This window comes from Sulfurimonas gotlandica GD1 (genome assembly GCF_000242915.1).
Lineage (GTDB): Bacteria > Campylobacterota > Campylobacteria > Campylobacterales > Sulfurimonadaceae > Sulfurimonas > Sulfurimonas gotlandica.
Genome location: NZ_AFRZ01000001.1, coordinates 1 through 24,058 on the forward strand (window position 1 = coordinate 1; position 24,058 = coordinate 24,058).

18 protein-coding genes and 1 pseudogene are annotated in these 24,058 nt (G+C 33.6%); 3 read left to right on the top strand and 16 right to left on the bottom strand.

The genetic code is table 11. The features are described 5' to 3' along the window. On the bottom strand, positions 1-945 hold a 945-nt coding region (locus SMGD1_RS00005), incomplete at its 3' end, for a cadherin repeat domain-containing protein (protein WP_008338565.1). A gap of 148 nt (positions 946-1,093) precedes the next feature. On the opposite strand from SMGD1_RS00005, the gene SMGD1_RS00010 reads away from it, so the two are divergent. Next, entirely contained in the window at positions 1,094-1,486 is a 393-nt protein-coding gene (locus SMGD1_RS00010) for a hypothetical protein (protein ID WP_139064112.1), read from the top strand. A 7-nt stretch (positions 1,487-1,493) separates the two neighbouring features. Here the strand turns inward: SMGD1_RS00010 and SMGD1_RS00015 are convergent, their stop codons facing one another. The 8 genes and pseudogenes from SMGD1_RS00015 to SMGD1_RS00055 all read right to left on the bottom strand — a co-directional run bounded on the left by SMGD1_RS00015 (position 1,494) and on the right by SMGD1_RS00055 (position 11,816). Next, positions 1,494-2,738, bottom strand: coding sequence for a coiled-coil domain-containing protein (locus SMGD1_RS00015; RefSeq protein WP_008338539.1), 1,245 nt, complete (start codon positions 2,736-2,738; stop codon positions 1,494-1,496). A 44-nt stretch (positions 2,739-2,782) separates the two neighbouring features. Then, positions 2,783-3,412: an HAD family hydrolase gene (locus tag SMGD1_RS00020; RefSeq protein ID WP_241761407.1), complete on the bottom strand. Its 630-nt coding sequence runs from the start codon at positions 3,410-3,412 to the stop codon at positions 2,783-2,785. Positions 3,413-3,424: 12 nt separating this feature from the next. Continuing rightward, the gene (locus SMGD1_RS00025) at positions 3,425-3,865 is read right to left on the bottom strand and encodes a hypothetical protein (protein WP_039920145.1); all 441 of its coding nucleotides are present in this window, start codon (positions 3,863-3,865) and stop codon (positions 3,425-3,427) included. 4 nt (positions 3,866-3,869) lie between these two features. After that, the gene (hemH, locus tag SMGD1_RS00030) at positions 3,870-4,826 is read right to left on the bottom strand and encodes a ferrochelatase (RefSeq protein ID WP_008340277.1); all 957 of its coding nucleotides are present in this window, start codon (positions 4,824-4,826) and stop codon (positions 3,870-3,872) included. A gap of 36 nt (positions 4,827-4,862) precedes the next feature. Next, complete coding sequence (locus tag SMGD1_RS00035; RefSeq protein WP_008338208.1) at positions 4,863-5,567, bottom strand: DUF2461 domain-containing protein; 705 nt, start codon at positions 5,565-5,567, stop codon at positions 4,863-4,865. An 8-nt stretch (positions 5,568-5,575) separates the two neighbouring features. Further along, entirely contained in the window at positions 5,576-8,698 is a 3,123-nt protein-coding gene (locus tag SMGD1_RS00040) for a cytochrome c biogenesis protein (protein WP_008338345.1), read from the bottom strand. A 58-nt stretch (positions 8,699-8,756) separates the two neighbouring features. After that, positions 8,757-11,116 (bottom strand): annotated as a pseudogene (locus SMGD1_RS00045) (fatty acid cis/trans isomerase). After that, positions 11,109-11,816, bottom strand: a complete 708-nt coding sequence (locus SMGD1_RS00055; RefSeq protein WP_008338624.1) for an SIR2 family NAD-dependent protein deacylase — start codon at positions 11,814-11,816, stop codon at positions 11,109-11,111. Before SMGD1_RS00055 ends, SMGD1_RS00045 begins: the two are co-directional and overlap by 8 nt. A 79-nt stretch (positions 11,817-11,895) precedes the next feature. On the opposite strand from SMGD1_RS00055, the gene SMGD1_RS00060 reads away from it, so the two are divergent. Beyond that, positions 11,896-13,164 (top strand): diguanylate cyclase, encoded by a 1,269-nt coding sequence (locus tag SMGD1_RS00060; RefSeq protein WP_008338180.1) that lies wholly within the window; start codon positions 11,896-11,898, stop codon positions 13,162-13,164. Positions 13,165-13,226: 62 nt separating this feature from the next. Here the strand turns inward: SMGD1_RS00060 and SMGD1_RS00065 are convergent, their stop codons facing one another. The 7 genes from SMGD1_RS00065 to SMGD1_RS00095 form a co-directional block, all read right to left on the bottom strand. Next, positions 13,227-15,353, bottom strand: a complete 2,127-nt coding sequence (locus SMGD1_RS00065) for a methyl-accepting chemotaxis protein (protein ID WP_008338257.1) — start codon at positions 15,351-15,353, stop codon at positions 13,227-13,229. 66 nt (positions 15,354-15,419) lie between these two features. Continuing rightward, a complete protein-coding gene (locus SMGD1_RS00070) occupies positions 15,420-15,707 on the bottom strand; it encodes a sulfurtransferase TusA family protein (protein ID WP_008338505.1) in 288 nt (95 codons plus the stop codon). Then, a complete protein-coding gene (locus SMGD1_RS00075) occupies positions 15,688-16,044 on the bottom strand; it encodes a hypothetical protein (RefSeq protein ID WP_008340281.1) in 357 nt (118 codons plus the stop codon). Before SMGD1_RS00075 ends, SMGD1_RS00070 begins: the two co-directional genes overlap by 20 nt. A gap of 56 nt (positions 16,045-16,100) precedes the next feature. Next, the gene (locus SMGD1_RS00080; RefSeq protein WP_008338245.1) at positions 16,101-17,078 is read right to left on the bottom strand and encodes a sensor histidine kinase; all 978 of its coding nucleotides are present in this window, start codon (positions 17,076-17,078) and stop codon (positions 16,101-16,103) included. 10 nt (positions 17,079-17,088) lie between these two features. Then, positions 17,089-18,348: a M18 family aminopeptidase gene (locus SMGD1_RS00085; protein ID WP_008338511.1), complete on the bottom strand. Its 1,260-nt coding sequence runs from the start codon at positions 18,346-18,348 to the stop codon at positions 17,089-17,091. Between the two features lie 10 nt (positions 18,349-18,358). Beyond that, a complete protein-coding gene (dnaE, locus tag SMGD1_RS00090; protein WP_081444060.1) occupies positions 18,359-21,967 on the bottom strand; it encodes a DNA polymerase III subunit alpha in 3,609 nt (1,202 codons plus the stop codon). Positions 21,968-22,055: 88 nt separating this feature from the next. Further along, positions 22,056-22,730 (bottom strand): response regulator, encoded by a 675-nt coding sequence (locus tag SMGD1_RS00095; RefSeq protein ID WP_008338302.1) that lies wholly within the window; start codon positions 22,728-22,730, stop codon positions 22,056-22,058. Between the two features lie 102 nt (positions 22,731-22,832). On the opposite strand from SMGD1_RS00095, the gene SMGD1_RS00100 reads away from it, so the two are divergent. After that, complete coding sequence (locus SMGD1_RS00100) at positions 22,833-24,041, top strand: sensor histidine kinase (protein ID WP_008338389.1); 1,209 nt, start codon at positions 22,833-22,835, stop codon at positions 24,039-24,041. Positions 24,042-24,058 lie beyond the last annotated feature (17 nt).

Consider the following 24,058-nt stretch of genomic DNA (forward strand, 5'->3'; position numbering starts at 1 on the left):
AGCTAAATCTTGGAAATCATCTCCAACATCATAAGTATAACTACCATCAGAGTTAAAGACTAAAGTACCTTCATCTTCACCAAGAGTGTCTTCTCCAAGTTCATATCTGATCTCATTACCATCAGCATCTTGACCAACTAACTGACCACTTACTACTACACCATCTTCTATGGCACTATTAGCAGCATCGTCTGCTGTTGGAATGTTGTCATTAAGATTGTTTACATTGATTGAGAGTAGTTGAGTAGTAAAGTTACCCAAAGCGTCTGTCACTGTAACCAATATATTGTATTCATTGTCACCACCTGTATCAAGTGGATTTTCATAGTCAGGTGCGTCATTAAATCTAAGTACCCCTGTTATAGGGTCGATAGTAAATAGTGCGCTATCTAAACCAGATATACTAAATGTTACGGCACTCGTGTCCAATGCTGTTACTGTCATAACCGCATCCGGATCGTTCTCATCAAAAATCACTTCGTTGTCAGACGTAATGACCGGAGGAGTTCCATCTGTTTCTGACACAACACCGAAATTTGTTATACCTTCGCCGTATCTTGTATCATCGGCACCTCTACCAAATCCTAGCAACGATGATTCATCCATAGGAATTTCTTCTAAGAAAGCGGAACTTCCATCTGGGCCTGCATCACCTGCTGCTGTTTCCATAAAGTCAATGTCGTCTCCAAAATAATTCTCATTTCCATCAAGTCCTGAGATTACAGAGCCGTCAGCTAAAACTCTAAATATACCATCATAAGCTGTAGCTTCTGGAAGTGCTAAATATTTAATCTGGAAGAGCGCATTTACATCGTCACTATAAATTTGTTCACCTTCATACATTAGCCCCTCATACCCAGTATCGCGAAGATTACCATTAACATCAACAATTTTTACATTCCCGGTAGATACTTCGACTCTACCAATCACTTTTCCAGTAGCCATAATACACCTCCATTATTAAGTATACTTATATAATAACATGGATTTTGAGGATTGTATATAGTACTTCAGTATTAATTTAGCACTAATTACGTTATATTACAGTACTTTCGTATTGGTATTTATTTAATTATTATTGTAGAATATAATTATGATAACTGAAGTTGCTATGAATTACATTTTACTATTCGTTTTTCTCGAAATTTACGAGATAAGTTGGCAAAAAGCTCCAAGCATAATGGGCATGCTTATTCGTATGCACAGATACTATTCTAAGAGCATATTTCTATTTTTAATTATGCAGCCAACATTCTACTTCGCCATAGGTTTTGCGATGCTCACAGATTATAGTATCAGTGCTATGATTTTACTCTTTATAAAAACAGCAGACATCGCTACTAAGATTTTACTTATAGAGCAGGTATTTAAAAAGAGAGAGTTGACTCAGGAGTTGAGTCTTGTTTTGCTAGCGCCCATAAACAATTTTTTACCATATATGGGTTTAGTTCTTTATCCTGCACTTATTGTCTTGAGCTTAAATTAGTATATTGCTACTTTAAGTCTGTATATCCCTTTTGAAGCTGTGCTTTTTTTGCTAGTATCTGAACACTCTTCGTGATATCATCAGATGCTATGTGATAGTGCTCATGAAGTTTTGCTAAAGAGTCATCTATCCTTTTTGTTAGTGTTACTATCAGAGCTTCCATCTGCTCTTTTACACTGTCTATCTCAGACTCTTTTTTTGAATTGAGCTTATAAGAAATACTACTTAATTCTGACTGAGCTTTTACATAATCAGCTTTGATAACTTCTATCTCACCTACTAAGTCTCTAATAGTAGAATAAATGTCGTGCAGTCCGCTGTTTTGGCGCTCTAGCTCATTCATTTTTTTAGATGAAAGAAGCATCTGCTTCATAATCATCTCACTCTGTTCACGAATAGCACCCAGTCTATTTTCGCTCTCATATAGAGATGTACTAACTCCCTCTGTATGAGACTTCAGAGACAGAATTTGATTTTCAAAAGTTTTTGTTACACCAGAGAGCTGTTCTAGAGTATGTCTTGTAATTGTTTTTGCGATATCCTCAGATATAGACTTCATACCATTTAGATTCTCTTTTAACTCATCTATGTCCTCTGACATATCAAATCTACTGGCTACTGCTTTTTCAAGTGTAGTTTTTATTTGGTTATAGTGGTCCTGTTCTGCAACTCTTAGTATATCTATGTGCTTGTGAACAACATTATCAAGTTCTGGAAGTTGAACGTTTGTAAAGTCTTCAAATGCTTTTGAGACTCCATTGTGCCAACCATCCATATCATCAAATTTTTCTAAAAATTTACTTTGATTAAGTTCAATAGCATTCAGAGCTTTGATATCGTGTTTAAACTTCTCTCGCATTTCTTCTTGAGATTGTCTATCCTCTTGTTGAGAAAGAATCATACGACCTTCTAATTCGCCCATAAACTCTTTTAACTCACTTACCTGAGTTGTGATTACTCTTGCAAACTCATCATGTGTTCTTGCAGTTTGAGTCTGTTGTGTCTGATGTAATATGTTCATAACTATATATAGCAGCATAGCTACAAGAAGCGGTAAAAAAGACTCTCTTAGAAGTAAAATTGCATCAGTGATATCTGGATGGATAATAAAGTGAACAACACTACTAATAGTACCTATTCCTATCATAAGCGGTGCGTAGTTTATCTTGTTTGGTTGTTTTAGTATAGATATCTGTCTTAAAAAGAGAATCCCCATAAATGCGAAGGCTAGGAGTAAGTCACTATCAAACACTGTTGTCCCCTTTAGATAATTTATAGTTATTTTATCATATAAATTTATAAAACGATGTCTAATATCTCTTTTGGCTCAAAAACTACAATATCATGCTTAGCTTCCGGTGTAAAACCCCAAGTAGCAAACATAGAACTTATTCCTGCATTTTTAGCACTTAACATATCTTTTGAGTTGTCTCCAACCATCCAAGCCTCATCTTTAGTTCTATCAAAACCGTAGTGATTAAGTATCTCATGTAGCATCTGTGGGTCTGGTTTAGAAACTCTAACCTGATCAGCACCTATTATGAGATCAAACATCTCATCAACTCCAAGGTGCTTTAACATTCTAGATGCAAAAGGTGTAGGTGCATTTGTAGCAACAGAGACTTTGACTCCAGATGCAACCAGTTTTTCAAGAGTCTCTTTTACACCATCGTAAAGATATGGATTTTGAGTACACTGAAGAGCATAGTGGATTTCAAAAACATCTCTATCTTTGTCATGATAAAGCTCAGTACCATAAAACATTTTGGGAAGATTTCTCACTTCCATATTTATTGCCTCAACTACAAACTCTTCAGTTAAAGGAGGAAGATTATAGTGCAAGTCTCTTATGTAGTTTATAGAGATTGTTATATCTTTTTTAGAATCTAAAAGCGTTCCATCCATATCAAAAATAACTACTTTCATTTGCTCTTTCACCTAGTAAATTCCTCTTCTGTTTATTGGTCTACCAATACCTCTATACGGCATAGTATTATAATAAGATTCGTTTTCTTCATCCTGTCTGATAAAAGGGGTGGTTTTTGAGCTATTAACATCTTTATTTATAGTTGCTTTATCTATATATGATTTGTCTTTACTAGATGCCATTAGAGTTATAGGTCCTCTGTTGTATTCACCTTCAGTCACTGTAATGCTTCCCTCAAGATCAACTTTACCTATGAAAGTTATGTTCACATCTGTTGCGTTTATTGTCTTCCACTTTATCTTATATAGCTGCTTATCGTCTTTAACAACACTCACAGAATCAAAGACAACAATTTCAGGATTATTACCTTTTGGCATCTCAAATTTTGGAAGTTCATAAGCACTTAGAGAGAGTGAAAAAAGAGCTAAAAAAACTAATCTTATCAACATCATCAGACTACTTCATCTTCTTATAAATTTCTTCTAAAGCATCTACAAAAAGTTCACTATCATTTGGACATCTACAAACTCTGTATTCTTTAAATCCAAGTTCCTCAGCTATCTCTCTATACTCAATTTCCAGTTCAAAATCTGTCTCAGAGTTATCTATTGTAAAAGCTATCGGGAAGATTATTACTCCCCTGTTTCTAACAGTTTTGAGCTTATCTTCTAGAGATGGCTTCAACCACTCCATAGGTCCTACTTTTGACTGATAAGCCAGATGCGACTCATGGAAGTTCATTTTTTCATCTGAGAGCATCTGCTTTAAAATAGCTACATGCTTCTCAACATGACGCTGGTAAACATCTCCAGCATCTACTATCTTTTGAGGAAGTCCGTGAGCTGAGAAAATAATATCAAAATCTTCATACTTGGCCTCAGCGACCTGTTCTTTAATTCTATGGATTATCGCTTTATTATAAGTTTCATTTTCAAAAAAATGTTTTGTCTCTACAAGAATAGCATCTTCACCTATATCGTGATAACACTCTTCAAAATCTTCTAATGATGATTTTGTTGTAGTAGTTGAGAACTGAGGATAAAGAGGAATCAGGTATATTTTTTCAACATTTTCTTTGTTGATTTTCTCTATTACTTCTGACGCAAAAGGCGGAGTATATCTCATTACAAAGTCAACCATAACATCTTCGCCAAGTCTTGTCTGAAGTTTTTCAACTAAGCTTTTTGTATGTCCTACTATAGGTGATTTTCCACCTATTTGTCTGTAAATGTCTTGCGAACTTTCTGTTCTTGTAAAAGTAATCATACCACCAACAAATTTTCTTAAAAGGTCGCTTTTCATTGTCAATATATTCTTATCAGCGAACATATTCTTCAAAAACATCTCAACTTCTTCTAAGTTGTTTGGTCCACCCATATTTAATAATATAACTGCTTCTTTACGACTCGGCATTTAGTGCCTCCCTGCATTGAGCTTTAACTCTTATTTTCAACTGTTTTCCTCTTTAACTCTCAAACTTATTTCATAAACCAACTGCTGTAATGGTAGCATCTCTTCATAGATTTTATAGAGCGTATCTATGAGTTTATCACCATTTACTATAAGCTTAGGGTCTAAAATTTTATATGTAGCCATACCTTTGTAGAGGCTCAAGTGAGCATCTGACATCTCTGCACTAAATCCTCTAGGATATCTTTTGTAACCCTTTTCTATGGTCTTGTAACCCTTACTTTCAAGAGTGTCTAAAACTTCTGCAAGCTTTGCTCTTCTCTTATCATCTAAAATGAACTCTCTGTAAGCATCTAACATGGGTTTTTCAAACCATCTGACACCAACAGCTACAAATAGTTCATCCGGAGAGAAGTGAAGATAAAAAGATGAATTTTGCATTCTACTGCCGTTACCCTGCCAGAAGATAATCCCGATGCGGTGTTTCAAAGGAACTTTAATAGCACCCATTCGACGAGTGTCTCTGTAGATGCGAAAAAGAGATTTGTTTATTTTAGGAGAGAAGGTGATAGTAGGTTCAAGAGCCATCAGATGCTCACCAAACTCTTCAACGAAAGCTCGTGAAGGGTTTAGTATGTTTTGCTCATATTCTGATCTGTGCTCTTCAAACCACTCTTTATCATTGTTTTGACGAATGGATTCTAAAAAGGGGAGTGTATCTTTACTAAATCCCTTAAATTCCATATATAGACCTATGCTAACTTTCTGTTTCTAAACGCAAGTGCGACTAATACAAAGATTATCGCATAAGTTATAGGAACAAAATCAGGAACAGGAACAGGATCACCCTTAGCGTATGAGTGAAGTCCTGCAAGATAGTAGTTTACCCCGAAGTAAGTCATGATTACAGAAGTATAAGCCATTAATGAAATAACTGCAAAGTTAAACTCGCTGTAGATAGACTTAATAAATCTAAGGTGCACAACAACTGCATAAACTAAGATAGTTACAAGTGCCCAAGTCTCTTTTGGATCCCAGCCCCAGTATCTACCCCAAGACTCATTTGCCCAAACACCGCCTAGGAAGTTTCCTATAGTAAGCAGCATAAGACCAACCATAAGAGCCATTTCATTTATAGAGTTTAACTCTTTTATAGATAAGGTAATGTGTTTAGAGTTTTTATCAGTTTTAAGTATAAAAAGCAGTACTGACACAAAACCAAGTAAAGCTCCAAGCCCTAAAAAACCATAACTGGCAGTAATTACTGCAACGTGAATACTTAACCAGTATGAGTTAAGAACAGGAACAAGATTTGTAACCTGTGGATCCATCCAGTTTAGGTGTGCAACAAATAGAATAAGACCTGCTAAAACAGCTGTTGATGCCATAGTCATAGATGAGCGTTTTGAGAAGATAAAACCTGCTAAAACTGTTGCCCAACCGATGTAGATCATAGACTCGTAACCATTTGACCAAGGGGCATGACCTGAGATATACCATCTAAGTCCTAAACCAAAAGTATGTGCAACAAAAAACACAACTAAAAGGCCAAGTGTGACTTTAGAGAAAATTGCTATATTAAAAGCTGGTTTAAGTATTTTTACAAAACTTAAAATTAAAAGTATAAACCCAAGTAGAAGATAAAAAGGATAAAGTGTTTCAAAGATATATGCTTTGTTGTAAAACATCTCTGCTTTAATTCTATTTTTGCTTGGATAAACATCTGCGCCATAAAATTTTTGATACTCTGCTAATTTAGTGACTGCTGTATTCGCATCAGCCCAGTTACCATTTGCTAATGCATCATCAATAGAAGTAAAATACTTAACTGCAACACCTCTTAGTCGCTCAGCATTTTCAGGAGAAAATGTCTGAAGTGCTTCTATTGTCGGATACCACTTGTTGTTTGCATCATTTGGCTTTGGCCACATTTTCATCAACGCACCGGTATAAACAGAGTAAGCTATATTTACTCTCTCATCAACTTTTAAAATAGCTTTATCAAGCATATTTCTGTGTTTTGGTTCCTTACGAACTGCAGCATCTACAAGTTCAGCCAGCTTATATCCATTCATATTAGAAGGATCACTAAAAAACTGTGCAAATGAAGCATATTTAGCATCTGAAACAGTACCTATTAGCTTATTAACTTCAGGGTTTTTTGTATAGATAATTTTAATATCACGATATGCATCAGGCTTAACCATCATTCCAAGAATAACTTGGTTTGAGTCTAGTTTGTAGTCACCGATTTTAACACTTGCACCTCTATGTATTTTAGCTAATATCTCAGTTGAGAGAGTATCCATCGGTTTCATTCTACCACCGCTGTCTTGGATAACCAACTCACCAAATTTCTCAGCATGGTCTTTATCAAAAGAAATAATTGTTTTGATAGTAGGATTTAAATCCTCTGCATACGATGGTGTTAAACTAAGAACCAGACCTAAAGCAATGATAGCACCGACAGCCTTTTCATCAGCAGCTTTTTTCGCTCTTTTTGCTAGCTGTGCAAATCTATTTGATTTTGAAAAAAGAGACCACATCATCCCTAAAGTTAAAAGAAAATAACCTATATATGTCGGTAAAGTACCAGGGTCATTATTTACAGAAAGAATTGTTCCTTTTTCATCTTGATCATAAGATGATTGGAAAAATCTATATCCACGGTGTTCTAAAATATTATTCATAAAAATTCTATAAGGCATTTCAATATTTTGCTCTTTATCTATTAAAATAACTTCACTAGCATAAGATGCAGGACTCATTGAGCCTGGATATCTGTCTAGTTGAAATTCTTTTAGTTTGATTTCAAAAGGCAGTTGAAGTTTTTTAGAACCATATGAGAGATGAACGTCAACACCATTGACTTCGTTATGATACTCTTTTGCCATTCTTCCCGACTGTCCAAAGATTAGAACATCTCTTGAAATATCATCAACTGTAATCTTAAAACGAAGTCCATCATAACCAGGTCTTTGTGGAGATGCATTTGGATTTGTAACAATCTTTTTTGAAGCATGTGGGTAAAAAGTTCTAAGAACAAATCCACCACCTGCTGTACTAAAAAGAGTTCTTATAGTAAAAGGTTGTTTTGCGCTTGCTTCTAGTGTTCCTTTTGACTGATCATCCATTTTTAAGTATGAGAGAGTCATAGGGTGATTCATAAAAAATTTGTCATCTTCAACAAAAAGAGAAACAACCATTTTGTCAAACTTTTTACCTGAGTTAAAGTCTAAAACAAAATTATCACTCTCATAAAACTCACCTTCACTAAGTGAAACAGGTTCACCCTTCCCTGACCCAGTAACCATCATAGAAGCCATAGGAATACCTGTTTTGTCTTCTACTGTCGTCTCAACTGCATCTGGAATATACTCTATCATCTCAACATTTACTTTCTTGCCTTCTATCTCTAAAGAACTAGATAAGCTGTTTGTACTTTTTTTAGAAAGATATAGTGTCTGGGATGTAATTTCATGTTTAGAACCTACTTTAGCATCAACTGTAAAGTATGTATCTGAACTTGTCATTGTCGAAGAGCTTGCACCCTCACGAATATGCATAGTTCCTTCGTAACCAACATATCTAGTAATAGAAGCACCAATTATTATTATTATAAATGCAACGTGAAAAATAAATATAGGAGCCTTTTTAAATGTATACATTTTGTATTTATATATATTTAAAATAAGGTTTATTGTTAAAAGCCCCATCAGAACTTCAAACCATCTCGCGTTATATATATCAGCCTTAGCTGTAATAGTTCCATAATCGTTCTCTACAAATGTAGCATAACCGATTGCAAATGCAAAGATTGACATCAAAACTGCCATAGTTTTCATGGAGTTTAGAATTGATAATAGTTGTTTCATTATTAGCCTTTCATATAAAAAGGACATTCTAATCAAAATAAGCTAATAGAGGCTTAATTTATTTATCAAATACTCTATGATGGTAACGATTCAGGTCAAATAATCCTGCTTCATGAGGATTATCTTTGTAAAATCTTTCTTGAAACCAGTCATAATTTTGCCAAAAATCATCATCTCCACGATTGATGCCATACTTCAAAAACTTATTTATATACTTTTTACTTCCGTCATAATTATGTAACATATCAAAAAAGTCCGGTAAATCTTGATAATCTACTACCATAAATAGGTTTGGGTATGAACCGACAAAACCTTCAACAAAATCAAACTCATCCTTAGAAGCATCTAAACTATCATCCTCATCAAACATAAATGAGACATTGTCATGCCATCTATTAACAACTGCAGAGACTACCACATCTTTATTATTTGGTGTGTTCTTAATTCTGATAAATGCTAAATTTGAGCTTTGTCCACTCACAACTCTAATAAATGCTAAACCTGGTTTAAACATAGACTTGAATGCTTGTTGATAATCAGCATGTTTTTCATAAACTTTTGGAAGTTTTGGTATTCTCTCGTTTGCATAAAAGTAATTTAACTTATCAAAAGCGATTCCACAAGATTTTAAAAGATGTTTGTCTACCACTTTCTCTATCAACTCTCTTTTTGAATCAACTTTTTTATATTTTATCGCTGTAATATTTTTTGATAAAAAGTGTTCCTCTTTATTTTCAGAATTCAAATACCATGAAGCAAATAGTTCTTCTCTATCCTCTTTAGGCAAAAGATTTATAAAATTGCTCTCACCCTCCACTCTTAACCTATTCATATAACGGCGTGTAGAGATTTGGTGACCTACATTTCCGTAAATGTCAAAACCAGCGACAAGAGCGTAATATATTCTCTCAAACAGAGGATAGTCTATCACCCATGCAGTTCTAGGAAGTCCACCTAAGGCACCTTTGTGAACAGAGGCACTGTCAAAGTGTCTATAAATTGTTAAAAAAGGAACACTAGTAGAATTGTCACCTCTCCAAATGCTATCAATACCTAAACCATTTTTATATGTTGCATCGTATAGTTCTTGTCTGTTTTTATTGTATTTTACTGCTGAGTCTATATAGATATCACTAAAAGATTTTAAAAGCCGTACTGTACTTCCATCTTCTATTGGCATCTTGAGATTCTCAAATTCTTTAGTTAAAAAACTTTGATTCTTAAGTGATAAATCATATTCTGGATCCATAAACATAACCCAAAAATTATCTTGTATAACATTTAAAGCAATCTGTCCTTTACAAACAGGACCTCTAATAAAAGTTCTTATTACATACTCAGAGTTATCGAGTAAAAACTTATATCTAGAAGCTTCTGGAATCTGAGAAAATACTCTAAAAGGTTCTGCATTAAACTTTGTTTTATAACCGACTACATAAGGGTTTTCATTCCATTTAGGCTCTATAAAAAGTTCTTTATATCTTTCTAACTTCTCAGCATCTAAGTCATAGACCATATGTGTTTTATAGACTATAGTAGAGTGTATTTTTCTAAAACGGTAGTAAAACTTTTCTACTTCTGGATCGTCGTATGGACGAACTGTTGGAATAATATCTATGGCTTGAGGCGACGGAGTTTTTGAGCGTACTAACTCAAAAAATTCATCTGGTGAGCTTTTAAATGAGAGATGCGCCAAAAGAGATGCTCATATATATATCTGGCACTCATAACGTGTTTAGCATCTGGATTATTTAAAAATATCTCAAATTCTTCTATATCTTTTTGTGCTACTTTTGAAGCTACTTTTGAGGGTGTAATTTCAGATGCACTTGGAGCTGGTGCACCTTGACCTAGCCACTCTTTAATAGTTTTAAATTCATCTTTACTCAGTGGAGGAAAACCAAATGGCATACCTTGATGAGGATTATCATCTAAAAACTCTGCTAATTCTTCTCTGTTTTTTGAACATGTCAAGTCATCACTCTCACTAAAGTAATCACCTTCACTTTTTGGATTTCTCATCTTGTGATCTAGTAGAAGTAACATCATAGAGTTATTAGATCCCATTTGAGCATCACTATCAAGAACACTGTTAAAGTCTTTTTCTCTCCACTCTTTGGTATTTTTAGCATCTATAAATAATCTTGATGGATCTTGAGCTAATAACCTCTCAGCAAGATAGACCTTGTCTTTTGAAGCACCTCTATCAATACCCTCGAAAGAACTAAGCTTTAACTGACAAGGAGAGTTATAACATGAGTGACATACAACACATCGCTTGTCCAGTATTGGTTTAACCTCTTTTAAATAATCTATCCTAGCCTGAGGGGCAGTTACCTCTACAGGTTTTAAAGGCTCTACACTACATCCACTAAAAACACTCAAGATAAACGGTATAAAAAATAAATAATTACGCATCTGCTAAAAATTCCTCTATATATTCAGATATTTCACCAATAGCTTCTGTAGCCTTGGCATAATAAACTTTTGTAAAATAACTATCATCAATAGCATTACTCGGTTCCAAGTTGTTTAGTATTGACTTATCTGTAAGTTGTGCAAAATATGTAACATCCAAGACATTTCCGCTAGTACCTATAATAACTATAAGTTCACATCTATTTAATTCTTGTGTAAGCTTTTGATACTCTGGAGCTGCTTCACCAAAGAAGACAATATTTGGTCTCAGACTTCCTCCACAGCTTGGACACTGAGTTGCAAAACTCTCCTGAGGCTGATAAGCTATGTCAAATATCTCATCACAATCTCTGCATCTTAACTCTCTTATAAATCCATGCAGATGAACAATCTCATTCTCTTTCATACCAGCTTTTTCAAACATATCATCTATATTTTGAGTTAGCACTGAGATTTCATTAGGATACTTTTGTTTTAACTCAGCTATCACTTTATGCGCATAATTAGGAGTCTTATCTTTAATATCAGCTCTTCTTGCATCATAAAACTTTATTGTAGCTTCACCATTAGTATCCAGACATCCCGCACTGCAGACATCTTCAATGCGGTGTTTCTCCCATAGTCCATCACTGTCTCTAAAAGTAGAGATGCCTGACTCAGCACTTATACCTGCACCGGAGAGAATTAAAACTTTTGACATGCAATATCCTTTAGAACATTGTATTTTATTAATAGTTAAAATTAGTTTATGTACAATGAGAGAACGAAGGAAATACAATATGCACAATTATAAACGTGAGATTTCTATTCTTTATGTTGAAAATGAAAAAGATATTATGGAAAGTTATGCAAAAGAACTCCAAAAAGTATCACAAAATCTTTTTACAGCAGACAATGGTGAGGAAGGTTTAAAGCTCTATAAAAAGCATAAACCAGATATTATTATCAGCGATATGAATGGTCTGGAAATGACGAAAGCTATAAAAGAGATTGATGAAAATGCAAATGTTATCTTTACCACAACCAACAATGAAAGTGCTTATCTACTAGAAGCGATTAAACTACATGTTGAAGGTTATCTTTTAAAACCTGTTGAAAAAAAGCTACTCTTAAAAATAGTTAAAAAACTCTCAAGAACAATTATTCTTGAAAAAGAGAACAAAGAGCAAAGAGAGCTGCTACAGTATATTATTGATTCTGAAAACAGCATTACTATCATTACAAATACTACGAATATATCATTTGCAAGTAAATCGTTTTTGAGCTTCTTTGGTGCATCTACAATTCAAGAATTCAAGCAGAAATTTCCAATACTTCTAGATATATTTTCAAACTCAGATGACTTGATTAATAAGTTCAGCATAACACAAAGCATGAAAAACAATATAGATTTTTATGAGTTTATACATAACATAGATGAATCATCAAGAGTTGTAACACTTAAAAATATAGACAATGAAGAGAAATCTTTATATATAAATATATCAAAAATTAACGATTTAAACTACCTTATAAACTTTACTGACATAACTAAACTAACACAAGAAAAAGAAGCTACAGAACTAAAGCTTTATCAAGACTCTTTAACAGGAATCAATAATAGAGAAAAATTTGAAGAGGTAATTTACTACGAACTAAAACAGTCTAAAAGATATAATCGTTCTCTTAGTCTAGCTATTTTAGATATTGACAAATTTAAAGACTTTAATGATACATATGGCCACCTAATAGGTGATGAAGTTCTAATCATGCTGAGTGAAGAAATACAAAAACACACTAGAGAGAGTGATTTATTTGCTAGATGGGGTGGAGAAGAGTTTGTACTACTTTTTAGTAATACAAACTTGCAAAATGCAATGAATCTTGCAGAAAATTTTAGACAAATCATTGAAAAACTAAAACACAAATCTGCAGGCAGTGTAACTGTAAGTTTTGGACTTACAGAGTACAAGAAAGGTGATACCCTAAAATCAATGTTCAAACGAGCTGACGATGCTCTATATGAAGCGAAAAACAGTGGTAGAAACTGTATAAGAAGTATCTCTTAGACAGATAAAACGAAATTTTAAATATATGGTAGAGTTTTAAAACCCTCCCATATATTTTTATATTATTTAGAAACTATACTATCAAGGATAGCAAACATCTCTTTAGATTTAAGTTCAGTATCTTTAAATAGTGCAACTATCTCGTCTGAGTTAATTGTGTTGTCATTTTCAATCATTTTCATAACTTTAGCTATGTTTTCATGAACTCCATTGTGAGGTTTAGAAAGAGAAGAAAAAGCACCGTTACTACCGAAATTCTCTTTACCATCTTTGTTATACCACTTGCCAAGACCACAAGCATTATGATCTCCTAGAGACGGTACAGATTTTCCTTCAAAGACTGATGAGTAAGTATAGTTTTTATAAACCATATGCTCAAGTTTAGCCATGTTTACAAATAGTTCATGACCAATAACTGTATTATCTTCAGTAATTCTTCCAGAGTTAACAATAAGCTCACCAAGAATATCTTTAAACTGATCAAGTTTAGCTTGTGATGAGTGAGCATGTCCTTCGATAAGCTCACTATTTTCTGACATACTCATAGAGTTTTGTTTAAGCACACTAATATTTGCTTCAACTTCACTAGTAGCTTTTTGAGTACGTTCTGCAAGTTTTCTAACTTCATCAGCAACAACAGCAAACCCACGACCATGTTCGCCGGCACGAGCAGCTTCAATGGCAGCATTTAGTGCCAGTAAGTTTGTCTGATCAGAGATATCTTTAATAAGTGATATAACATTAAAAATCTCTTCAACATTTGCATTTAACTGCTCAGAAGAAACTCTTGATTCACTAATCATCTCAGTAATATTTGATATAGTACTTATAATCTCGTCTGTAGAAACTGTAACTTTAGAGATAACATCTTCAGTCTCTTTATTAAGTTCGTTAACACTGTTTACATTCTCAACATTTTTCTTCATACTATCGCTTAGATTGTTAGCGTTATCAATCGCTCCGCGAATCATCTCATCTGAAAGTGCTAAGGTTAATTTGTTTTTATCCATACTATGCTGAACAGCTTTTTCAGATTCAACTGCTCTTAGAGCCTCTGCCTTAGCTTCATTTGACAATACTTGAACCTTATCTAAGAACCTATTAAAACTGGTACTGGCATGTCCTAATTCATCTCCAGATTTTACTGGTAGTCTTTTTGAAAGATCTGCATCTCCTTGAGCAAGCTCTATGGCAACTTCGTCAAGATTTAAGATAGGATTTACTACAGCAATCTTAATAACTATAATTAAAAATACCAAGATAAAAAGGTCTATCATAGCCATTACATACACTTGTCTCATCAGTGAGTCTTCTGATTGAGAGATAACACTATTAACATTTGCAACAGTATTACCTATCAAAGCATAACCAACAACTCTATCAGAGAAGTCTTTTATTGGTTCAGATACTACGAAATAATTACCTGCTTGTTGAAAAGAAGTTGTATTAGATATATCTATATTTTTCAGGTCTTTGATAAATCCCTGATCTACAACTTTTTCTTTTACCGCTAGAGTATAGTTTCCTATTTTAGGAGCCGATTCTAATGCTGTTGCAGTAGATAAAAAATCATTTTTCATCACGATTGCAATTTCATATCCAGCACTACTTCTTGCATGCTTAACTATAGAGTTTAAACCTTGCATAAACTCAACTGATCCAATATAATCACCTTTGTCAAATATTGGAGCTATACCACGTAAAACCAGACCTGCACGACCAAGTTCTATATCAACAATTGGTTTTTTGTTCTCTTTTACATTTACAATTGTCTTTCTAAATGAACTTAAATCATCACCAAACTTTTCTGGTTTCCAAGCTCTTAAAAAACTATGTACTTTAGCATCATGAATATGAATCTTGATATTCTTGTAATTTGTATGCTCTTTGAACTCTTTAGATATTAATCCAAGTCCTTCAATAGCTATATTTCTGTCATTCTCTTTTAAAGCACGTATAACATCGTAGTTTTTTGCGATATTGATTGCATTAGTAAGACCAATATTCTCTTTAGACTGAATAGATTCTTTATACAAAGAACGAAGTGATTTTTCTTGAGTTTTATGTACATTTTCTTTCATTTCATCAATAGAATAAAAATAATTCATTATGATAATAATAAATCCAAAAATTATTGACGCAACTAGCGGAATGTGAATTTTTTTACTGATAGAGAGGTTGTTGAGCATTTTTATCCTTTTAGGCAACATATTGTCATTATTTCACAATTGTACTTAAAAGTGCTTTATTTATTCTTACTCAGATTTTTTAAAAGTAACTTGAAAGTCTCCACTATCAAGCTCTACTGCTTCATGTGATATTGTGAAAGGTATTCTTTCATAAAGAGGAAAAGGCTCGTGAAAAAAGATACCAACAAGTCTATCATTATTACTTTTTAAAAGGCTAAGTCCTTTGATTGTGTTAATCATTGGTTCTGGAGGATTGCACTCTGTTGCGTTAAACTCAAAAAATGTCAAACCATCTTGTTCATATGTATAAAATGGAAGTGTCGTACCTGGGACTTCAACTAGCTTTTTTTTCAAATTCTAAACCTTTTTTTGCTGTATATACATAGCTATTGTAGCTATCGCTCCACTCAAAATACTTTGATACTTTTTCAAAAGCTTTTAATACTATTGTATTATGCGAATCATGATTGTAGATTGTTATAGGAGTGTGATAATATCTGTTATATGACTCAATTGGATGCAGAATTAATTCCTGCCATGAGATCTCTATCTTTCCATCATATGGTTCAAATGGGACAGTTGAAATAATAGTCTTGTTTGTTATTTTGCATCTAAAATGACAAACCACATAGAACCTATCTATCTTAACAAATTCCAAAAGTGGAGTTATATTTTTATGATTTATTGGCATATCCTGATACCCTTGAATGAACTATATAAAACAGAAGCAAGAATTATACCATTTTTTTAGATAGCAATCTTAATCTCAAAGCATTTTTTGTCTGTATCTAAAAGCTCTACTGAACCGCCGTGAGCCTCAGCAATCTCTCTGCAAAGAACCAGACCTAAACCGTTACCTTTTACTTTTGTACTCTTAAAAGCTTCAAAAAGCTCTTTTTTATTTTCTATCTCTACACCGCTGTCATAGATGTAAAACTTATGATAAAACCCATCATTTTCATAGACAACTTCTATGCTTCCCTCTTCGTTATCATCACACTCGATTGCATCTATAGCATTAGCCATGAAGTTTGAAAATAGCATCTCCAGTAAATCTTTATCTGCATTTAATTTAAAGTCTTTTTCTGGAAATATGAAGCTAATCTCTTTTGAATATCCGTAATATCCAATAGACATATCAATAGAATTCTTTAAATCACTCCACATAAATGATCTCGTTGAGACTTCAACTCCTTTGGAAAACATCAAGGTAGCTTTTATGATTCTGTCTATACGATAAACAGACTTCTGAATCTCTTCTACTATGGCTACATTTTCAGGTAAAACACGTTTTTTTAGAGTTGAACTAAGCAGTGATATAGAACCTATAGGATTTCTTATCTCATGAGACAGATGAGCTGCCATTTGTCCCATAGTCGCAAGATTTTCTTTTCGTTTTTGCTCAGTTATATCTGTTGCGCTAAGCATGTTCTTATTCTTATAATTAGAACTTTTAATAAGATATGAGCGAGAGTTAAAGCTTACCTCATAATCATCATTTTTAAACTCTAAAAGTTTTAAAAGTTCCCATAGTTCTCTAGCTTTAGAGTTTTGTAAAAAAACAGTGTCGTCACTATTTAATATCCATATAGCATTAGGTAAAAACTCTACAACCTTTTCTACTGTATCTTGCAAGTGTGCATAAGATGCTTTTAGTTCATTAAACTCTTTTTCAACCTTATATGTTTGCTCTATTAAAAGGTTTAGTTCTTCTGGAGTTACCATGTTATGACCTTTACTTAAAACCAAGAATTATTTTATATAAAGAGTGCGCATCATCACTGCCGCAAAGTTCTCTTATGGAGTGCATAGCAAATGTTGGAAGTCCAACATCAAGAGTTTCAATACCAAGTCTTGTAGCTGTAATAGGTCCTATTGTGGAGCCACAACCCATATCACTTCTTGTAACAAATTGTTGTATCGGTTCATTAAGCTCAGATGCCACGCTCATAAACTTTGAAATAGTTTTAGAGTTAGATGCATATCGCTGATTTGCATTTACTTTTACTACACTTCCTTTGTTTATATGCGGAGCATGGTTTGCATCGTGCTTGCTTGGAAAATTTGGATGGATTGCATGTGCATTGTCAGCAGATATCATCGTTGAAGTTCTTATCATTTGCATATATTCATCATAATCAGCGAACATTCTGCGAAGTGTATTTTCCAAAAATGAACCACTTGCACCTGATGTTGACTCACTTCCAACCTCTTCATGATCACTTGCTATAAAAAGCATAGGTTTACTTTCATCTACACTACAGATGCTAAGCATTCCTACATAACAACTAAGAAGATTATCAAGTCTAGCACTAGCAATAAAATCATCACTTAGTCCTACTAAAGAGGCTTTTTGTGTGTCGTAAAAACTAAGTTCAGATGCATAGAGTTCTTTAACGTCCAGAACATCTACTTTTGAGAGTTGCCACTTTAAAAACTCTTCAAACTCAAAGTCATCTGATGTTGTTAAGATTGGACATATATCTGTTTGGTTGTTTACAGTTCTCTCTTTATTTGCTTTTTCATCTAAATGAATTGCAAGAGATGGGATAATAGCTAGAGCTTTTTTAGCATCTATTAAAGCATCTTTTATCTCGCCCTTGGAGTTTAAGTAAGAAACTCTACCAGCCAAAGACAAATCTCTGTCAAACCAAGGATTGAGAAGTAAGCCACCATAAGACTCAACTCCAAACTTTACAACTCCATGCTCTTTTATCACAGGATTTGGTTTTAGTTTTAGATTTGGTGAATCAGTATGAGCACCAACCATAGTGTAATCTTTAGCATCTCTAGGATATGTAAATGCTATAACAGAAGAATCATTACGAGTCACATAGTACTTACTGCCCTCTTCTAGCTCCCACTTCTCTTCTTCATTTAGTTTTATAAACCCAGCATTTTCAAACATCATTGACATGTTTAAAGTTGCATGAAAAGGTGTAGGAGACGCATCTAAGAAACCAAGTAAACCCTCATTAAAATCTTTTTTATCCATTTAAAATTTCCTATCCTATGATATCTATAGCTTCGTTACCGTCTAAAGCCGTTATTATTTTACTGTCGACTCTTATGGCTGAGTCTATTACTACGTTGTGTAATTTTGAGATAATTGTAATTTTGAGTTGGCGATTACCTGGGTTCTGTCTGATTATTGAATATAAATTATCTAAAACATTCATATCTGCATCTAGCCTTACAGCTAAGTTAAGTGGTTCTTGTGGCACTTCACGCACCTCTTTTTTCACTTTTTTACACTCTTTTTTAGCCTCTTTAAGTGTCATGATTTTTGTAACACCTATTCTTGTAAACATCTCAGTATGCGTTATCTTTGCTTTAAATGCGATAGGCTCATCTAAGTCCATCTCATTTAACTCATCTAACTTGTCGCTAAAAAGCATAATTTCAATATTTCCATGAAAGTCCATCAGAGATACTATTCCAAACTGATTTCCTTTTTTAGAAACCTTTTTTTGTATCTCTTCAACTTTACCGATGAAGATTGCAAAAGTGCCATCTTTAATGCCTTCAAGTTCTGAAGATAGTGAGTAGTTAAGTTCATCTAGTTTGTCTCTGTATTCATCTAGCGGATGCCCAGAAACATAAAAACCCAAGGTGTCTTTTTCAAACTCTAAAATCTCTTTTAGCTCATACTCATCAGAGTTTTTAAGTGATAGTTTTACAGTAGTAATTTCTTCATCATCTCCAAAGAGACTTCCGACCGCATTTTTTCTGGCAGTAGATGCATCTTTTGCAGTATCAACTATAAGTTCTATCTGATCTAAAAGTGCTTTTCTAGAGTACCCAAATCTATCAAACCCTCCTGACTTTATGCTTGATTCAACAAACCGTTTATTTACCTTTGATGGATCGATGCGGTTTACAAAGTTCTCTATGGATGTAAACTCACCATCCTCTTCTCTTGTTTGTATAATAGACTCAACAGCAGCTCCACCGACTCCTTTTATGGCGCCCAAACCAAAAAGAATAATATCTTTTTCATCTTTTGTTATCGCAGAAAACTCCAAATAAGAATCATTAACATCAGGAGGAGCTAGTTCTATTCCCATTCTTCTAACCTCATCTATGTAACGAACAACTTTTTCTGTATTGTCCTTGTCAGATGTTAAAAGTGCCGCCATAAACTCATTTGGATAGTAAGTCTTTAGCCATGCTGTCTGAAAAGTAACCATCGCATAAGCTGCCGAGTGAGATTTGTTGAAACCATAACCCGCAAACTTTTCAATCAAATCAAATAGTTTTGAAGCCTTATCATAATCATAACCCTGCTTTTGTGCGCCATCACTAAACTCATGATTAAAAACACTCATATCTTTTTTCTTACCCATAGCACGACGAATAATGTCAGAATAACCAAGAGAAAAACCACCAATAGTCTGAACTATTTGCATTACCTGTTCTTGATATACGATGACCCCATAAGTTTTTCCAAGAATAGTTTCCATAGTATCAAAGGTGTACTCTATCGTCTCACGACCATGCTTTCTTTCAATAAAACTATCAAGCATTCCAGACTCCATTGGTCCTGGACGATATAGTGCCAAGACCGCTATCAAGTCTTCAAAGCTATCTGGCTTTAGTCTTTTATTAAGGTCCTGCATACCTGAAGACTCTATCTGGAACATTCCTACAGTCTCACCTGTTCGAATTACCTCATAAACCTTAGGGTCATTCTCGTCTATCTGATTCCATATTACATCTTTATCAAATCTTCTTTTTACAAGTTTTATAGCATTGTCGATTACATCAAGCGTTTTAAGACCAAGGAAGTCAAACTTGATTAAATCAACATCTTCTAGGTAGTTCAAAGAGTACTGAGTTACAAAGGTTGTCTCACCTGAAGGTTTATAAATAGGTGTTTTATACCAAAGTTCTTCATTGGAGATTACTACACCAGCAGCATGAATACCTGAGTTTCTCTTCAGTCCTTCAAGCTTTTTGGCAAATTCCCAAACTCTTTTAGAGTTAGCATCTGAGTCTATAAGTTCTCTAAGCTTAGGCTCTTTTTGAAAAGCTCCATCAATAAACTCACCATTTTTTGTTTTACCATTAAGAGTGATTCCAAGTTCATCTGGGATGAGTTTTGCCATTTTATCAGCTTGTGACAGAGGCATATCAAGAACACGTGCAACATCACGGATAACTCCTTTTGCTAAGAGAGAACCGAAAGTGATGATTTGTGCAACCTGATTACGACCATACTTCTCAACAACATAGTCTATAACCTCTCCACGACGAGCCTGCATAAAGTCCATATCTATATCGGGCATTGATACACGTTCCGGATTTAAGAATCTCTCAAAAAGAAGATCATACTTCATCGGATCAATATCTGTAATATCAAGTGAGTATGCAACAAGACTTCCAGCAGCTGAACCACGACCAGGTCCAACAGCTATCCCTCTATCTTTCGCAACTTTTACGAAATCCCAAACGATAAGCATATAACCAGGGAATTTCATAGAGTTAATGATATTAATCTCAAATTCTAAACGCTCACGGTATTCATCATGTTTTTCTTGAGGAACTATTTTAAGTCTATTGTCCAAACCGCGTTTACAACAAAATGTAAAGTATTCAGCATCATTTTTATCAATTCCGCTAAACCATTTCTTTTTATCTTCAGCGGAAGCATCTGCAGAAAGCGGAGCATCATCTTCATGGTTTATTGCAAGTCCATCATTAGCTGCATATTCTGGAGTAAATTTAAAATTAGGAGGAATAGGTTCCTTGACTGTAATGCTAAAATCTTCTATTTTATCTACAATTTCTTGTGTATGTGCCAATGCTTCAGGAATATCTGCAAAGAGTCTAGCCATTTGCTCAGGGCTTTTAAGATAAAACTCATGTACCGAGTGACGCATACGGTTTGGATCATCGTAGAGTTTATTCATCCCAATACACATAAATGCTTCATGATACTGTGCATCTCCAGGATAAGTATAGTGTGTATCATTTGTAGCGACTATCTTTATACCTGTCTCTTTTGAGATTTTAAGTATTTCATTATCAATAAATAGTTGATCACCTATCCCGTGTCTCATTAATTCTAAGTAAAAATCATCACCAAATATTTCTTTATATTCCAGTGCTACTGCTTTTGCACCTTCATAACCCAAAGCACCGTTTCTTACATTTCTTTCATTAGCTAAGTTTAGATGCCAGTTTACTTCACCCTGAAGACAAGCAGAAGTACATATAAGACCTTCACTATGAGCAGCCAACTCTTTTTTGTTTATACGTGGAAAGTAGTACATTCCTTCTATAAAAGCTTTTGACGAGAGATACATAAGATTCTCATAACCCTTTTTGTTTTTAGCAAAAAGACAGATATGAAAACGCTGTTTTGTAGATTTATCATCGAGTGTTTCACCATTATGGATATACCCTTCCATTCCGATAATTGGCTTAATATCAGCAGCCTTCATCTGGTGGTAAAAGTCTATAGCCCCAAACATATTTCCATGGTCAGTCATAGCTACAGAAGTCATTCCCAGCTCTTTAACACGGGAGACTAAGTTTGTAAGTTTGTTCGCGCCGTCAAGTAGTGAATATTCGGTATGTAGATGTAAGTGTGTGAAGGGTTGTGCACTCAAAATAATCACCTTTAAAAGTATTAAATTATTAAAGTGATTATAGTAAGTTTGTCTTAATATTTAGTAAGAGTTTTAATTAATACTCTTTTTAAGAAGCAGCTAAAATATAACCGATTTTTGGAACATTTTTTATGTGTAAATCCGGCATTTTCTTTCTTAGTCTATAGATAAGTTCTCTTAATGACACTTCTCTATTACTCTCTCCGTTCCAGATTTTCATAATTAATTGTTCATGAGAGATATATGAATTTTTATTTTCTATAAGATACGCTAGAAATATAGTCTCGTTCTTACTCAGGTATATAATCTCATCCGCTTCTCGTACTGTTTTGCTTTCTTTTTCGTAGATATATGGACCAATTTCTACAATATTATTATCTACTACTTGTCTATTTCTTTTAAAAGACTCTACAACCATAAGAATTGCATTTAAGTCACTCTCAACAACAGGTTTTATTATGTAACCAAGTGGAGACACTATCTTTGCTCTATCGATAGTCTCATCATCTTTAAATGATGTTATGAAAACTATAGATATTTTTGGGTACTTTATACTAATCTCATAAGCGAGATCAATCCCATCTAGCTTACCATTAATCTGTATGTCCATAAAGATAAGATCTATATTTCTATTTTTGTTTAAAAACTCTAGCATCTCAGCAGAGTTATCATACATACAAAGAATATTATGTCCAAATTCTTCAAAAGTGTCTTTTAAAAAAAGTGCTGTTATTGCTTCGTCTTCAACTATAGCTATATTCATTTATCATCTTTAGTATTTTTATTATATTATATTGGAATAGAGTTAGAAAAGAGTTAGTACATATTAATTCTGTTATGATAATAAAAAAAACATGAGATAATAATGAATATTTGTAAGTTTGAAGATAAGAACACACAAAAAAAATTTGATAAATGGAGAGAACAATCTCAATTAAAACAGATATTTGTGATATCTATCTTAACTGCTTCTTTATATATAATCATGTCTTTTGCTGATAGAGTCATTGCGCCTAAAGAGACAATGTCTTTGATGGTTTTTATGCATCTATGGGCTGTCCCCTCTGTACTATTATTAATTTCACTTCTTACTTATTTAAAGAAATACAAATCTTTTATGATAAATTTACTTATAGTAGCACCCCTTATCGCAGCTATTGGTAATATAATTATTGTCTCAAATTTTCATGGATATTCTATATATTCAAATGAAATATATCTTATAGTATTTTGGATTTTTACGGTCTCTGGCTTAAAGCTTACTCAAGGACTCATTAGTGCACTTTTGGTTGTTACTATGTCTGTCACCTGTTCTTACTTTTTTTATAATCTTCAGACAAATGAATTTATCATGCATTTATTTTGGTTATTTTCCTCTATGACTTTTGGTTTTTTTGGCAAATATCTACTGGAACAATCAAATAAAAGCATCTTCATAAAACATGAACAACTCACATTGGAACTAAATAACAAAAATGTTTTACTAAGAGAGCTTTTTCACAGAGTAAAAAACAATCTGCAGATAATTTCATCTATATTATCTTTGCAATCAAAAAAAATAGAAGACAAGTCTGCAAAAGAAGTTTTTAGAAATAGCATCCAAACAATTATATCAATGGGAATTATTCATGAAAAACTATATAAGTCCGATAACTTGGAAGCTGTTAACATAAGTGACTATGTATACAGTCTCATTGGCTACATGAAACAGAATCTAGGCGGTAGCGATATAAAATTCAATGTAGATTGTAATGACATGATGATTGCACTTGATAATGCAGTTCCTATTGGTCTAGTCATAAATGAACTAATCACAAATAGCATTAAGTATGCATTTACTGAAGATTCTAAAAATAATACTATAAACGTAAAAATGCATCTAGATAATGAAAAATTAGTTTTAGAAGTATCAGATAACGGAGTTGGGATAGATTTTGAAAACTTAAATAAAGGCTTTGGTTTTAAGCTCGTGGACTCTCTAGCTGTCTATCAGTTAAAGGGGACTTTGGAGTACTTTAATAGAAATGGTCTTTGCAATATATTGAAGTTTAATGAGAATGTTTTAGCAAAGTAGTCTTACTCTCAGCTTTG